This window comes from Altererythrobacter rubellus (assembly GCF_030284385.1).
GTDB classification, from domain to species: domain Bacteria; phylum Pseudomonadota; class Alphaproteobacteria; order Sphingomonadales; family Sphingomonadaceae; genus Erythrobacter; species Erythrobacter rubellus.
On record NZ_CP127221.1, the window covers coordinates 1960656 to 1975126 of the forward strand.

The window sequence follows — 14471 nt, forward strand, 5'->3', positions numbered from 1 at the left end:
CTGTAGGAAGGAAAAATCACCAATTAGGTTAGCCCTCAGGAGAGCTGCTGTGATCAATCGCATCCGGGATATCCGCAAGAGTAAGGGACTGACACTGGCCGAACTGGCCGAAGCCTGCGATCCGCCCACGACCCCGCAAACCATCGGGCGGCTGGAAACGGGCATGCGCAATCTGTCGCTGAAATGGATGGACCGAATTGCGGCTGCGCTGGAAGTCGACCCGGAGATGATCGTCCGGTCCGAAGACACACCAGCCCCCATGGTCATTGCACAACTGCGCGCGAGCGGCCCCGAGGCACTCGCCAAGCCGCGCGAAGCGATGCTCCCGGCCCATATCGCAGGCGAAGGAACGCTGACTGTGCTGAGCGTTGGAGAAAGCGTCGGCGAGTTTCGGCCCGGTGATTTGTTGTGGATGCGCCAGCTAGACGGAGACGATGTCAGCCATGCCATCAACCGCGATGTGCTGGTCCCTCGCCCCGGCGGTCGGTTCTACTTCGGTCGCTTGATTGATCGGCGCGAAAACCTGGTAGGCATTCTGCCGCCGGGCACAGGGCAAAAGCAGCAGGTGATCGACAATCCCTCATGGATAGCTGTTGCGGAAATGCTGGTGCGCAAGCTTTGATCGAACGCGTTTATCGACGGCAGGCTTAGGGGCAGGCTCAGGTCAGCCCGCGTGCCTTCTTTTCCTGCAAATCGGCTGCGCTTTCTTGCGGCACAAAGCTGTCAGAGGTTACACCCAGCCAGATCAGTATCGGTGCAGCCATATAGACCGAGCTGTACGTACCGATAAACAAGCCGAGCGTAATCGCGGCAACCAGTCCGAACAGGCTGGCCGGGCCAAAAATCAGCAATGGCAGCAGCGCAACGAACAGCGTCAAACTGGTCATCACAGTACGTGCCAGCGTTTCATTGACAGACAGGTCGAGCAAATCCGTCAGATCCATCTTGCGGAACTTCTTCAGATTTTCCCGGATACGGTCATAGACCACAATTGTATCGTTCAACGAATAGCCGATGATCGCCAGAATTGCGGCGATGATCTGAAGGCTGAACTCAAGCTGGAAGATCGCGAACATGCCAAGCGTCAACGACACGTCGTGGAACAGCGCGAACAGCGCCCCTGCCCCGAACTGCCACTCGAAGCGGATCCAGATGTAAATCGCCACCGCCAGCATGGCTGCAACCAGGGCGAGCGCAGCATCGTTGCGGAACTCGCTGGAAACCTTGCCCGATACGCTGTCGACGCCGTCGATTCGTACTTCAGGATGACCGTCGCGCATCGCAGCCGTAATCTGCTCTGTCATCATGGCTGCGAATTCCGGCTGCCCTTCGGCCTCTGCCGGCAGTTTCACACGAATCGAAACCTGATTGGGCTCGCCGAAGCGCTGAATCACGGGATCTTCCACCACCTCAAGCGCGCTGACTGTCTGTCGAAGCTCGGCCACGGGCGCCTGAGCTTCCCCGACAAATGTCGCGCGGATTTCCTGACCGCCAGCGAAATCGACGCCGTAGTTGAGGCCTTGGGTGAATACAGCCGCCCAGCTCGCCGCAATCAGCAGCAGGCTGACGACAAAAAACGGAACCCGCAGCTTGAGGAATTTGATGTTGGTATCATCGGGGACAAGTTTGAGAAGTCGCATCGGTCAAATCCCCTTATAGACTTAGATCGTTGGGTCGCGCATTGCGCAGCCATCCGGCCACCCACATGCGCGTGAGTACAACGGCGGTGAAGACGCTGGTGAACAGCCCGATCACAAGCACCACGGCAAAGCCACGGACCGGCCCCGTACCGAACATGAACAACAGGACACCGGCGATAAAGTTGGTGATGTTCGCGTCGTAAATCGCGCGGCTCGCCTCTTTATAGCCATTCTCGACTGCGGCTACGACCCGTCGTCCGCGTTTACGTTCTTCGCGTATTCGTTCGTTGATCAGCACGTTGGCGTCCACCGCAGCACCAATTGTCAGCACAAAGCCGGCAATGCCCGGCAGTGTCAGCGTAGTGTTGAGGCCAGCCATGATACCAAGCAGGATCATCACGTTGAATACCAGCGCAATGGTTGCATAGACACCAAAGCGGCCATAGCTTGCGATCATCAAGGCGATGACCGCAGCCGAGCCGATCAGCATCGCGAGCATGCCCTTGCGGATCGAGTCTGCACCCAGGTCCGGCCCAACGGTGCGTTCTTCGATAACGGACAGATCGACCGGCAATGCACCAGAGCGAAGCGAGATGGCGAGGTTGTTGGCTGTTTCGGTGGTGAAGCCACCTGATATCTGTGCTGTACCGCCCAGGATCGGTTCATTGAACACCGGCGTCGAAAGCACATTGCCGTCCAGAATAATCGCAAACAAACGTCCGACATTCTGCGTGCTGAGCTGCGCAAAACGCTGTCCGCCCTGTTGATCAAATGTAATCGAAACAACCGGCTCATTCGTTTGCGGATCAAAGCTCTGCTGCGCGTTGATCAGGCTGTCACCGCGAATACCGCCCAACCGGCGTACCGCAACCGAAGTGCCCGCAAACTGCGACGATTCCGCATAGGGGAAGATCTCCGATCCCAGCGGCGCAATGCCTTGCTGGACATCGCTCGGCAAAGCCGATTGGTCGACCATCTTGAATTCAAGCTGCGCGGTTTGGCCTAGCAAGGCTTTGAGCTGATCCGGATCGTCCAGACCCGGGACCTGGACCACGATACGTGTGTCACCCTGACGAATGATCGTCGGCTCACGCGTGCCTAGCGAGTCAATACGGCGCCGGATCACTTCGATCGCCGTTTCCATCGCCTGATCGACTGCTGTATCCAGGCCATCGCCAGTCGGAGCCAGGATCATCTGCTGGCCATCCTCGACCCGCAAATCCCATTCACGAACCAGCCCGGTGCCGTTCATAACCGGCAGCAGCAACTCGCGCGCACGATCAACATCGGCTGGATTGTCGACCATGAAGCTCAACTCGCCGTTGGCGGTCGATACATCGCCAATGCGGATGCGGTTTTCCGGGACCGAACCGCGCAGCGTTGTGCGCACGGTTTCTTCCATATTCTCCAGCCGCTGTGCGGCGACCTGCGCCGGATCCGCTTCAAGCAGAATGTGGCTGCCACCCGCCAGGTCCAGCCCCAGATTGACTGTCGGCTGAGGGAGAAAGTCCGGAATATCGATATTGGTCGAAGCCAAAAGCGTCGGCAGAGCGGCGGCCGCTGCAATTAGCGTGAGGCCCCAGAGCCAAATCTTCTTCCATGTAGGAAAGTCGAGCATCGGTAGAATCTTCCGTCCGTTCAGTCGCGCCTAGGTTTTGCGTCAGTCGTTCGCTGCACTGCCGCCCGGCGGGATGATATCCCCGATGGTGCTCTTGACCGCCTTCACGCGAACACCCTGCGCAATATCCAGCTCCACATAGGTGTCATCCACCTTGTGCACTTTGCCTACAAGACCGCCGGCAGTGACGACCTGATCGCCCTTCTTGATCGCTTCGATCTTCTGCTGGTGTTCCTTCTGCCGCTTCATTTGCGGACGAATAATAAGAAACCAGAAGATCAGGATCATACCGATAATCGGCAGCCATTGGATCCATGCTGGTGGTGCGTCGGCGCTGGCCGCGGCGGCAAGAATTTCGAACATTGGTTTTAAGCCTGTGAGACTGGAATTAAACTCAAGCGGGTTGCCTCAGCTTCGCACCGTATAGTGCGCGACCTCGTCTCCCCATTCACGGTAAGTGGGCGCGGTTAGCAGCAATGCAAGCCGCTCGCAATTGGAACTGCTCCAAGTGTGGCGCGCCGTCCACACCCGCATCATCGGCTCAATGACATGTCTTGCAAGCAGCAAGTCCCGCTCCTATAGGCGCGCTTCCACTCGGTTCGGGAAGTAGCGCAGCCTGGTAGCGCATCACACTGGGGGTGTGGGGGTCGCAGGTTCGAATCCTGTCTTCCCGACCAGTGGTTTACCCCTCATAAGTTGGCTTGCACCTCCCCTTTGCGCGCTCTAACCCGCGCGGCTGAGGAGATTTTTTCCATGAGCGAGACTTCCGCCCCGTCCAGAATGCGTAGCTGGCTGTTCGCGCCCGGCGATAGCGAGCGCAAGATGACCAAGGCCAGCGATAGCGCGGCAGACATTGTGCTGCTCGATCTGGAAGACTCCGTCTCTCCGGAAAACAAGCCGGCTGCCCGCACGGCGGTGGCCGATTTTCTGAAGACGCGCGAAGACAAGCACCGCATCTGGGTTCGGGTCAATCCGTTGCGCAGCGGCGAAATCGAAGCCGATCTTGATGCAATCATGGGCGCGGCGCCCGGCGGACTCTTCCTGCCCAAGGCGGAAGGCAAAGCAGACGTTGAAGCGCTCGACGCAATGTTGACCATTCGCGAGGCCGACCATGGCATTCTCAATCGTTCAACACATGTCGCAGCGCTGGTCACAGAGACGCCGAAAGCCATGTTCCATTGCGGCGATTACGAGGGGGCACCGCGGCTCATCGCGATGAGCTGGGGCGCAGAAGATTTGTCTTCTGCCTTGGGTGCGCGAGTGCAGCACCAGCCAGACGGTTCCTACATGCCGATGTACGAAATGGCGCGGAACCTGTGCCTGCTTGGCGCGGTTACGGCGGGCTGCGCTCCTATCGAAACGGTTATGCCCGAATTCCGCGATCTCGATAAGCTGCGCGAACGCGCGCTAATGGTGCGTGGCCAGGGCTATCGCGGAATGTTGGCGATCCACCCGGCGCAAGTCGATGTGATCAACGAAGCCTTCACACCCAGCGCGGAGGAGATTGCGCATGCCCGCGCCATTGTGCAGGCCTTTGCTAACAATCCAGGCGCTGGTACAGTTGGTCTGGACGGGCAAATGCTCGATCGGCCGCACCTCGCGCTCGCGGAAAGACTGCTTGCGGAAGCAGGCGAAAGTGACTGATTTTCCTACATGAACCCATTTGGTTATCTCCAGCGGTTTAGTTCGCAGGAGTTCGACAGATGGCTTTACTCGACTCGCTGATTGGCCCCCCTCGCCTCGATCATCGACAAGATCATTCCGGACAAGGAAGCGCGCGCAAAGGCCAAGCTTGAGCTCATCAAGCTTGAAGGCACGCAAGAAATGCAGATGATCGAAGCGCGCCTGCAAGCCATCGTGGCAGAGGCGCAATCGGAGGGCCCGTGGACCAGCCGCGCCCGCCCCAGCTTTCTCTACGTCATGTATGCGCTGATCCTGTTCAGCGTGCCGATGGGGATCATCGCGGCGTTCGATCCCGCTGCTGCCAAAGCAATCGGCGAAGGCATGACCGGATATCTGGGGGCGCTACCCGAAGCGCTCTATGCCCTCTTCGGCACCGGATACCTCGGCTATACTGCTGCACGCCAATGGGGGAAGGTAAAGGGAGTTGATAGGTGAGCTGTTGACGGCGCAGGCTATCAAACCACTATCGATCATCGGTTGAGTATCGAAATTTATGCGCGCTTGAAGCGCGTCCGACTAATTGACCAGCGCTACAGTCCGCCCACGCTTTGTAATCGAAGCTATCGCCGAATTCGGCGGCTAGCCACGTCCGCGATAGCTTTGCACGCCTTGTTCCGGCACCCAAAGCCCTTCCGGCGCAGGCCCGGTCTGCCAGAACACGTCGATCGGAATCCCGCCGCGCGGATACCAATAACCACCGATACGCAGCCATTGCGGCTTCATTTCCGCTGCCAGACGCTGGCCAATGCCAACAGTCACATCTTCATGAAACCCGTTGTGATTGCGGAACGACCCCAGAAAAAGCTTCAGGCTTTTCGATTCAACGATCGTCTGGCCCGGCGCATAATCGATCACAAGATGCGCAAAATCGGGTTGCCCGGTCACCGGGCAAAGCGAAGTGAACTCCGGCGCGGCAAAGCGCACCAGATACAGCGTCCCTTCGCGTGGATTGGGCACATAGTCGAGCTGCGCCTTCTCTGGTGAATCGGGAAGATCGGTCTGTTTGCCGAGAAACTGCGGTTTTGGTGTGTCGCTCATGCCGCGCTGTTGCCGCGAAGTGACGCCAAGTGCAAGAGTTTGGCTGGATTGCGATGGGTTCACTCACTATTCAGCGCCGCACCCGCTTGACCAAATTGATAGCTATGAAACCTGCAATTGCCCTGATCCCTTCCCTGCTCGCGATAGCACTGATCAACCCGCCTGCGTTTGCGCAGCAGAGGGTGCAGGATTTTACGCTTCCCCCGGATGGAACGCCAACACCGTCGCCGACGCCCGAAGCAGCAGGCCCGGTCGACGAAGCAGCAGGTGTTGCGATCCCTCCTCGCACGATCAGAGAGCCTTCACCTACGCCCACACCTGCCCCGGCCTCGGTGCAATCACCAACCAGCACACCAACACCAACTCCAGCTCAATCACCTGCGCCGTCACCATCAGCTACGCAGCCAATAGTTGCACCGCGTACCGTACCCAGCAACCCGCTGCCTTCGCAGCCGGTATCGGCAAGCGATCTGAACGCGAGCAATCCGGAGCCTGAGTCAGAGGTGATCACTCCTTCGATAGCGCTGCCAACACCCGAACCTATCGCGCCATCACAAACGGCGGAGGCACCGGTTCTCGCGGGCACACCCGGACTTCCCAATTGGTGGATCTGGGCTGCAGGATTGGTCGCCTTGTTACTTGCAGCCGGTGCAGGAGGTTGGGCATTCGCCAGAAAACGGGCAGTCGCAGGACCGGCTCCGATCGAGCCGCCCATTGTGCCGTCAGCGGGAAATGGCCAAGCAAGTAACGCACCTATCCGCGCAGACCGGATGAAGACCAATATCCAGGTCGATAACATGATGCGCAGCGTCATGATGCTGACCCTCAAATTCCACGTTGAACTCGCCAACCGCCAAGACCGCGCATTGCGTGACGTGCGTGTTCAAGCTGATTTGATCAGTGCGAAGCGCGGCTTGCCGATGGATCAACAAATGGCCAGCGCTCAGTCTTCGCTGGCGGAACTAGGGCAAACCGACCGCATAGGTCCACATCAGATGGGGACGCTGGGCGGGCAATTGCAGCTGCCGCTGAGCGAGATTGAAGTGTTCCGCCAAGGACAAACCCCGCTTTGCGTGCCTCTTTTGCGTTTGCGGATCGAGGCGGAGGGCATCGAGCCTCATTTTCACACCTTCCTGATCGGACTTGCAGCCTTGCAGCCCGGTGGTCGATTGCAACCACTCCCCCTGTCTGGGCCTCCTGGTGGTTATGATGGGGTGCAGGCCAAGCGGCTTGACGCCTGAGTTTAGCCCTCTCGACGCGCGCGCGCATCGCGGCTACTCCTGCTGCCAATGGATAGTCTCGTTTCTACAGAATGGCTTGCTGCAGAGCTTGGTGCCGCAGATCTCATTGTGTTGGATGCCAGCCGGCATTTACCCGGCGCTGGCCGCGACGCAGGCAAAGAGTTTCTAAAGGGGCATATTCCGGGCGCCCGCTTTTTCGACCTCGCCCGGCTTGTCGATGAAACGTCGGATGTGCCCCAAGCCCTGCCGCGCCCGGAGCAGTTGACCGCAGAACTGGCGCGCTTGGGAGCCGACCGATCCAGCCGGATCGTGTTTTATGATGACAGCGCAGTCAAAACCGCTGCTCGCGCCTGGTTCTTGTGCCGTGCGCACGGGCTGGAAAACGTCGCGATCCTCGACGGCGGTCTTGCCAAATGGAAAGCCGAAAATCGCGCGTTGGAAAGCGGCACTGCGGCATGCCAACCAAAAGACCATTTTGTCTTGCCTCAACCTGATCGCATCCGTTTCAAGCGCGATATTCTGGCCAATATCAGCAGCGAAGCGGCACAGGTGCTTGATGCACGCGATGCCGGACGGTTCTCAGGTTCTACGGGAGATACAGTGCATGGCCAGCCGACAGGGCACATTCCCGGCTCCTGCAACCTACCATTTTCCGCATTGTTCAATACAGATGGCACATACAAGGCGCCCGAAGATCTACGCAAGGCGTTGGGCGAAGCCGGCATCACGGCAGAAAAGCCAGTGATTACAACTTGCGGCAGCGGCGTGACCGCTTGCGTGCTGATCTTCGCGCTTCATCTCACAGGTCGGGATGACACCGCACTCTACGACGGCAGCTGGCTTGATTGGGGCAGCGATCCGGACACACCAAACGCCACGGTGAAGGCATGAGCGCTGGCAGCAAAGAACATAAACCTGCAACAAAGCTGGTTGAAGCAGGCCGGAAGCCTGAATGGACAGGTCGCGTGGTCAACCCTCCGGTCGTTCGCGCGAGCACGCATCTATATGCAAGCGAGGCCGAGCGCACAGAGACGCTCAAGAACAATCATGACGGCGTATTTTACTACGGGCGACGTGGCGCTCAAACGCAATGGGCATTGGCTGAAGCGCTGACAGAGATAGAGCCAGGCGCGCATGGCACCGTGTTGTATCCCAGCGGGGTGGCCGCGATTGCCGGCGCACTTATGGCGGTACTTCGCCCGGGTGATGTTCTGCTGGTGAGTGATAATTCTTATGAGCCCAGCCGCTTGATGGCGAGCGGGCTGCTCAAGAAATGGGGTGTCGAGCACCGTTTCTTCGATCCGACGGATCTGGAAGCCTACCATCAGGCGTTCTGCGAACAGACGCGCGCAGTTTGGCTGGAAAGCCCGGGCAGCCTGACCATGGAAGTCTGCGATGTTCCCGCCATGGCCCGGATCGCGCGAGAAAAAGGCGCAGTCAGCCTGATCGACAATACCTGGGCTACGCCACTTGGCTTTCCAGCAATCCAACACGGATGCGATATCAGCGTGATGAGCCTGACCAAGCATGTCAGCGGACATTCGGATGCGATGATGGGCTCTGCCAGTGCGGGCGAACGCTGGTATCGCGCGTTGCGCCGGACGAGCCAGCAATTGGGACAGGTTGTGTCGCCAGACGATGCCTCGCTTATGCTGCGCGGGCTCCGGACAATGCACGTAAGGCTGGAACAAAGCACAAAGTCGGCACTGGCAATCGCTGAATGGCTCAAGACCCGGCCTGAAGTCGCGCATGTGCTGTGCCCCATGCTGCCCGGTGATGCGGGACATGAACTGTGGAGCAGGGACTTTAGCGGCGCTTGCGGGCTATTCAGTTTCGTCCTGAAAGGTCGCGATGATGCTGCCCGCGCCCGGCTGGTTGATAATCTCGAATTGTTCGGCATTGGTTATAGCTGGGGTGGTTTTGAGAGCCTGGCGCTCCCATTCGATCCCGCGCCAATCCGCAGCGCCGCGAGTTGGCCGCCCGCTTCGTGGGACCCGCAAGACAAACTTGGCGTTAGGTTATCGATCGGGCTAGAAGACCCTGACGATTTGATCGCCGATCTGACACAGGCTTTCGTTAAAATGGATAACGCATGACAACCTCTGCCACTTTGCCTGCTGAAACAGCCGACGGCGAACAAGCATTCGCTGAAAGCGCGGAGCAAGGCGCAGACGGTGCGACCGAGATGCCAGTTGTCGAGCCTACCCCTGAGGCTCCGGACGAGGCACCCGTCGAAGTGATCGAGGGTTCGCAGGGGCTGAAAGACGCGGTTTCAGAGAAAAGCGAGACTGTAGGCGGAATTCTCGAGTCACTCGACGCATGGGCTTTCGAGATTGGCGATCTGCGGATTTCCACTCTTGATGTGCTGCTGATCATCACCGTCATTCTGCTTGTTTTGACTGCCGCATGGATGGCAAACCGTCTTAGCCGCAGCCTGATCAAACGTATCTCGCGTTTTGACAGCACGCAAAAGCTGCTCGCTGAAAAACTCAGCACGATCGCCATATGGGCGCTGGCGTTCCTGATCGGCATCGATCTGCTGGGCATTGACCTGACTGCGCTGGCTTTCTTTGGCGGCGCCTTCGGCCTCGCCATCGGTTTCGGCCTTCAGAAAACCTTCGGGAACCTGATCTCGGGGATCATTCTGTTGCTCGACAAGTCTATCAAGCCGGGCGATGTGATCTCTGTAACCGATCAGGCAGGAAACGAAGCAATCGGGCAGATCCGCAAGATTGGCATTCGCGCAATTTCAGTGATTACCCGAGATCAGACAGAGCATCTGATCCCGAATGAAAACCTGATGATCAACCAGGTGGTCAATTGGTCTTACAGCTCCAAGGATGTGCGCGTGAAAACGCCGATAGGCGTGTCCTATGACAGCGACCTGAAGCTGGTCACAGAACTGCTCTATCAGGCTGTTAATGATGTGCCCCGCGTATTGAACACGCCAAAGCCACGCGTGAATTTAATGGGATTTGGCGACAGCTCGGTCGACTTTGAGCTGCGCTTCTGGATCCAGGATCCGGAAGAAGGCATGGCGAACATTCGTTCGGATGTTTACACGCGGATCTGGGAACTGTTCAAAGAGCACAATATAGAGATCCCTTTCCCGCAGCGTGACCTGCACATCCGTACCAGCAAACAGTTTGACGAGCTGATGGATGCGATCACCGCGCGTGAAACTTCCTCCTAACTTTCATAAACTTAGTCGACGTTACAGCGGGCAGGTATAGCTTTCCTACGCGGTATAAAATCCATTCTCGCTGGCGAGGTGGGCACCATTGGCCCATTTCCCGGCCATGCAAATCCCCGGAACCATATATCTCGTTGGCGCAGGCCCAGGTGATCCTGACCTGCTAACGTTGCGCGCTGCGCGCTTGATCGAAAATGCGCAGATCATCGTGCATGACGGCCTGGTCGATCCAGCCATTCTGGCGCTCGCACGCGACGATGCAGAACTGATCAGCGTTGCCAAGCAGCGATCCCGGCACACGCTCCCGCAAGAGCAAATCAACGCGCTTCTCATCCGCGAAGCCAAGGCCGGGCGTGACGTTGTCCGCCTCAAAGGTGGTGACCCACTGATCTTCGGGCGCGGCGGCGAAGAAGCAGAAGACGCGCGAGCAGCCGGTGTTCCAGTAGAGATCGTTCCGGGTATCAGCGCCGCGAATGGCGCAGCGGCGGCCGCCCAGATCGCGCTTACCCATCGCGATGCATCCAGCATTGTCAGTTTTGTGGCGGGCCAGTGCAAAGGTCTGTCGGATCAGGATTGGACCGGGTTGGCCGGAAAAGGGCGCACGCTTGTTATTTACATGGGCGTAAAGACCGCACCTCAGATCGCGGAAAAGCTGATGGAAGACGGCCTCACACCGGACATGCCCGTAGCGGTGATCGAGAACGCTGCGCGCCGGGAAATGCGGATTATTCGCGGACTGCTGGCCGGGCTACCTGAACTGGTTGAACTGCATGCGATACAAAGCCCTGCGCTGATTGTTATCGGTGAAGTGACTGCCCGCGACGATATCTCGCTCGCCAAGTTGGCTCAGGAGTCTGCGCGATGAACATCCTTACCGGAAACAACCTGGAAAGCGGCGCTGTAGTCTGGTGGGATGGCACCGGCTGGTCGCTCTATGTCGATGACGCCGTTGACGTTGGCGATCGTGCCGATGAAATCATCGCCCGTGAGCAGTCAGCGCGCCGTGTTAACTCGGCCTATGTTCTGGACGCGAGCCGCGACGAAAAAGGCGTCCGCCCTGCCCATATCAAAGACCGAGTCCGCGCGCTTGGCCCCACTGTTCGGCCTGACCTGACACTCAAACCTAAAGACCCGACAGCCATGGATTGGGTGATCTAATGTACAAGTACGACAGTTATGATCAGGCAATGGTCGAGACCCGCGTCGAGGAATTCCGCGACCAGACCCGCCGCCGCTTGGAAGGCAAGCTGAGCGAAGAGCAATTCCGCCCGCTACGCCTGATGAACGGCCTATATCTGCAACTGCATGCCTATATGCTGCGCGTTGCCATTCCCTATGGGACTCTCAACTCCGCGCAAATGCACGCATTGGCGGACATCGCCGAGAAGTATGACCGCGGATACGGCCATTTCACCACGCGTCAGAACATTCAGTATAACTGGATCAAGCTGGAAGAAGCGCCCGATCTCCTCGCTGATCTCGCTAAGGTCGAAATGCATGCGATCCAGACTAGCGGCAATTGCATCCGCAATATCAGTTCTGACCATTTCGCCGGCGCTGCGGCAGATGAGCTGATTGATCCAAGGCCTTATGCTGAATTGCTGAGGCAATGGTCGAGTTTCCATCCTGAATTCAGCTTTCTACCGCGCAAGTTCAAAATCGCGGTGATCGCAAGCGAGAACGACCGCGCAGCGATGAAGCTGCACGATATCGGCATCCAGATAGTGAAGAATGATGCAGGTGAAATCGGTGCGCGCTTCTATGTCGGCGGGGGCATGGGGCGCACCCCGATGATTGCTCCACCAATCCGTGATTTCGTGCCGCTTGATCAGCTGATCACCTATTCCGAGGCCTGCTTGCGCGTGTACAATCGCTACGGTCGCCGCGACAACAAGTACAAGGCCCGGATCAAGATCCTGGTTCATGAGCTGGGCGCGGATGAATACACCTGTCAAGTCGAGCAAGAATTCGTGCATTTGTTGGAGCAAGGTGTCGAGCCACCATTGGCCGAGCTGGAGCGGATCAAGCCTTATTTCGCCGATCCGGCGTTCGAAACCGGACTTCCGACCGAGATCGACCGTAGCGATCCGGATTTTGCCCTGTGGGCCGATCAGAACACACACCCGCACAAAGCGCCCGGCTATGTCAGCGCAGTCATCAGCCTGAAGCCGGTAGGCGGCATTCCGGGCGATGCTTCCACTGAACAAATGCATCTGATGGCAGAGCTGTCGAAAGAATATTCCTTCGACGAAAGCCGCGTCACCCACACACAGAACATCGTGCTGCCGCATGTAAGGATTGCCGATCTTCATGCGCTCTGGACAAGGCTCGACGCGGCGGGGCTTGGCTCACCCAATCTCGATACGATCGAGGATATTATTGCTTGTCCCGGGCTCGATTATTGCAGCCTCGCCAATGCGCGTTCGATCCCGCTTGCCCAGCAAATCTCCAAGCGTTTCGCTGAAACCGGCAAGACTAGGGAACTTGGCGAACTCAAGCTCAAGATTTCGGGCTGCATCAACGCATGCGGACACCACCATGCCGGCCACATTGGCATTCTGGGTGTCGATAAGAAGGGCGTCGAGAACTACCAGCTGCTGCTCGGTGGAAGCGAAGCGCAAGACACGTCGCTAGCCAAGATCACCGGGCGTGGCTTTGACGAGGCGGGCATCATTAGCGCCGTCGAAACCGTCACAGACATCTATCTCGACAAACGGGAGGAAGGTGAACGGTTTCTCGATACCTACCGCCGGATCGGCATGGATCCCTTCAAGGAGGCGCTTTATGGCGAATGATGTTTCCGAAACCGATTTCGGTACCAGCCCCGACGATGTGCAGTTCCGATTTCGCGACGACGAGGTGGCCGATCACGCACAAGTCACCGTCGACAGCTTCCTTGAGCAATCCAATGCCGCTGCGGTGCGGATTGAGCCGGGCGATGACGCGCGTGCATTGCTCCCGCATCTGGAGCGCCTTCGCTTGATCGAAGTAAACTTTCCCTCTTTTGGTGACGGGCGCGGATACTCCTCCGCACGCGTACTGCGCGAGGCAGGCTACGAAGGTGAACTGCGCGCTGTAGGCGATATTGGCATTGATCAGCTCGCTTATCTTCGCCGCTGCGGGTTTGATGCATTTGCCCCGGACAGCAAACTCGACGAAGCGGACGCGGAGACTGCCTTTGCGCGCTGGGAGAATGTCTACCAGCACGCGGCCGACACGCGTCAGCCGATACCGGACCGCCGTCACGCAAATGTGGGCCATGAATAAGCCTGTGACAGACATTCGCGCGGTCGACCGCATCGACACAGGCCCGCGCTTTACCGAGCATGATGCTGTGCGCCTGAACAATCTGTTTCGGGGCGCCTCGACCGAGGAAATGCTCGAAGCGGTGATCATGGATGGCCTTGCCGGTGACGTTGCCACGGTGTCAAGTTTTGGCGCGGAAAGTGCGGTACTACTACATCTGATCGGAAGCATCGATCCGAGCGTGCCGGTGCTCTTTCTGGAGACCGGCAAGCACTTCGCCGAGACACTTGCTTATCGTGATGATCTGGCTGAGCGTCTTGGTCTCACCAATCTGATCAATCTCTATCCCGAAGTGGAAGAGCTTCAAACGAAGGACGAAACCGGCTTGCGCTGGTCCTACGACCCCGATGGTTGCTGCGAGATTCGCAAGGTCAAGCCGCTGGCAAAAGCGCTCGCAGGATATGATGCAAGCTTCACTGGCCGCAAATCATTCCAATCGGCGACCCGCGCGAACTTGCCGCGGTTCGAAATCGATACATCGGATGCACAAGGCCGCTTGAAGATTAACCCGTTGATCGATTGGGATGCGAGCCAGATTGCTGCATATTTTGTGATGCACGATCTCCCGCAGCACCCGCTGGTGGCGCAAGGCTACCCTTCAATCGGCTGTTCGCCTTGCACCAACAAGGTCGCACCGGGCGAAGACCCGCGTTCGGGCCGCTGGAAAGGCTGGGACAAGACCGAATGCGGCATCCACACCCCGCTGACCGAAGATGGTGAATTGCCACCGGGATACGAGCCGTTTCTGTAAG

General features: G+C 58.1%; 15 protein-coding genes, 1 tRNA gene and 1 pseudogene. 13 read left to right on the plus strand and 4 right to left on the minus strand.

The window, feature by feature from the left end; all coding sequences use genetic code 11:
• Nucleotides 1-49: 49 nt before the first annotated feature.
• Complete coding sequence (locus QQX03_RS09840; RefSeq protein ID WP_285975560.1) at nucleotides 50-622, plus strand: helix-turn-helix domain-containing protein; 573 nt, start codon at nucleotides 50-52, stop codon at nucleotides 620-622.
• Nucleotides 623-659: 37 nt separating this feature from the next.
• On the opposite strand, the gene secF is transcribed toward QQX03_RS09840, so the two are convergent.
• Genes secF through yajC form a run of 3 tightly spaced genes read right to left on the minus strand, consistent with a single transcriptional unit; the run spans nucleotide 660 to nucleotide 3621 of the window.
• Nucleotides 660-1640 (minus strand): protein translocase subunit SecF, encoded by a 981-nt coding sequence (gene secF, locus QQX03_RS09845; RefSeq protein ID WP_285975561.1) that lies wholly within the window; start codon nucleotides 1638-1640, stop codon nucleotides 660-662.
• Between the two features lie 13 nt (nucleotides 1641-1653).
• Nucleotides 1654-3258: a protein translocase subunit SecD gene (gene secD / locus QQX03_RS09850; RefSeq protein ID WP_285975562.1), complete on the minus strand. Its 1605-nt coding sequence runs from the start codon at nucleotides 3256-3258 to the stop codon at nucleotides 1654-1656.
• Nucleotides 3259-3300: 42 nt separating this feature from the next.
• Complete coding sequence (gene yajC, locus QQX03_RS09855) at nucleotides 3301-3621, minus strand: preprotein translocase subunit YajC (RefSeq protein ID WP_285975563.1); 321 nt, start codon at nucleotides 3619-3621, stop codon at nucleotides 3301-3303.
• 237 nt (nucleotides 3622-3858) lie between these two features.
• Between yajC and QQX03_RS09860 the strand changes: the two genes are divergently transcribed.
• From QQX03_RS09860 to QQX03_RS09870, 3 genes and pseudogenes are all read left to right on the plus strand, one after another.
• A tRNA-Pro gene (locus tag QQX03_RS09860) sits at nucleotides 3859-3935 on the plus strand.
• A 76-nt stretch (nucleotides 3936-4011) separates the two neighbouring features.
• Nucleotides 4012-4902: an HpcH/HpaI aldolase/citrate lyase family protein gene (locus QQX03_RS09865; RefSeq protein WP_285975564.1), complete on the plus strand. Its 891-nt coding sequence runs from the start codon at nucleotides 4012-4014 to the stop codon at nucleotides 4900-4902.
• Between the two features lie 59 nt (nucleotides 4903-4961).
• Nucleotides 4962-5376 (plus strand): annotated as a pseudogene (locus QQX03_RS09870) (holin family protein).
• A 144-nt stretch (nucleotides 5377-5520) separates the two neighbouring features.
• On the opposite strand, the gene queF reads toward QQX03_RS09870, so the two are convergent.
• Nucleotides 5521-5979 carry a preQ(1) synthase gene (queF, locus tag QQX03_RS09875; protein ID WP_285975565.1) on the minus strand — a complete coding sequence of 153 codons (459 nt, stop codon included), beginning with the start codon at nucleotides 5977-5979 and terminating at the stop codon, nucleotides 5521-5523.
• A gap of 86 nt (nucleotides 5980-6065) precedes the next feature.
• On the opposite strand from queF, the gene QQX03_RS09880 reads away from it, so the two are divergent.
• From QQX03_RS09880 to QQX03_RS09920, 9 genes are all read left to right on the plus strand, one after another.
• Nucleotides 6066-7220, plus strand: coding sequence for a hypothetical protein (locus QQX03_RS09880; protein WP_285975566.1), 1155 nt, complete (start codon nucleotides 6066-6068; stop codon nucleotides 7218-7220).
• Nucleotides 7221-7268: 48 nt separating this feature from the next.
• Nucleotides 7269-8111, plus strand: coding sequence for a sulfurtransferase (locus tag QQX03_RS09885; protein ID WP_285975567.1), 843 nt, complete (start codon nucleotides 7269-7271; stop codon nucleotides 8109-8111).
• On the plus strand, nucleotides 8108-9316 hold the full coding sequence (metC, locus tag QQX03_RS09890; protein WP_285975568.1) for a cystathionine beta-lyase: 1209 nt from the start codon (nucleotides 8108-8110) through the stop codon (nucleotides 9314-9316). The genes QQX03_RS09885 and metC overlap by 4 nt, the downstream gene beginning before the upstream one ends.
• Nucleotides 9313-10413 (plus strand): mechanosensitive ion channel family protein, encoded by a 1101-nt coding sequence (locus QQX03_RS09895; protein ID WP_285975569.1) that lies wholly within the window; start codon nucleotides 9313-9315, stop codon nucleotides 10411-10413. Before metC ends, QQX03_RS09895 begins: the two co-directional genes overlap by 4 nt.
• Before the next feature lie 106 nt (nucleotides 10414-10519).
• Entirely contained in the window at nucleotides 10520-11278 is a 759-nt protein-coding gene (gene cobA, locus QQX03_RS09900) for a uroporphyrinogen-III C-methyltransferase (RefSeq protein WP_285975570.1), read from the plus strand.
• A complete protein-coding gene (locus tag QQX03_RS09905; RefSeq protein ID WP_285975571.1) occupies nucleotides 11275-11571 on the plus strand; it encodes a DUF2849 domain-containing protein in 297 nt (98 codons plus the stop codon). Before cobA ends, QQX03_RS09905 begins: the two co-directional genes overlap by 4 nt.
• A complete protein-coding gene (locus QQX03_RS09910) occupies nucleotides 11571-13208 on the plus strand; it encodes a nitrite/sulfite reductase (RefSeq protein WP_285975572.1) in 1638 nt (545 codons plus the stop codon). The genes QQX03_RS09905 and QQX03_RS09910 overlap by 1 nt, the downstream gene beginning before the upstream one ends.
• Nucleotides 13198-13680, plus strand: coding sequence for a DUF934 domain-containing protein (locus QQX03_RS09915; protein WP_285975573.1), 483 nt, complete (start codon nucleotides 13198-13200; stop codon nucleotides 13678-13680). The genes QQX03_RS09910 and QQX03_RS09915 overlap by 11 nt, the downstream gene beginning before the upstream one ends.
• On the plus strand, nucleotides 13673-14470 hold the full coding sequence (locus tag QQX03_RS09920; protein WP_285975574.1) for a phosphoadenylyl-sulfate reductase: 798 nt from the start codon (nucleotides 13673-13675) through the stop codon (nucleotides 14468-14470). Before QQX03_RS09915 ends, QQX03_RS09920 begins: the two co-directional genes overlap by 8 nt.
• Nucleotide 14471: the final 1 nt, after the last annotated feature.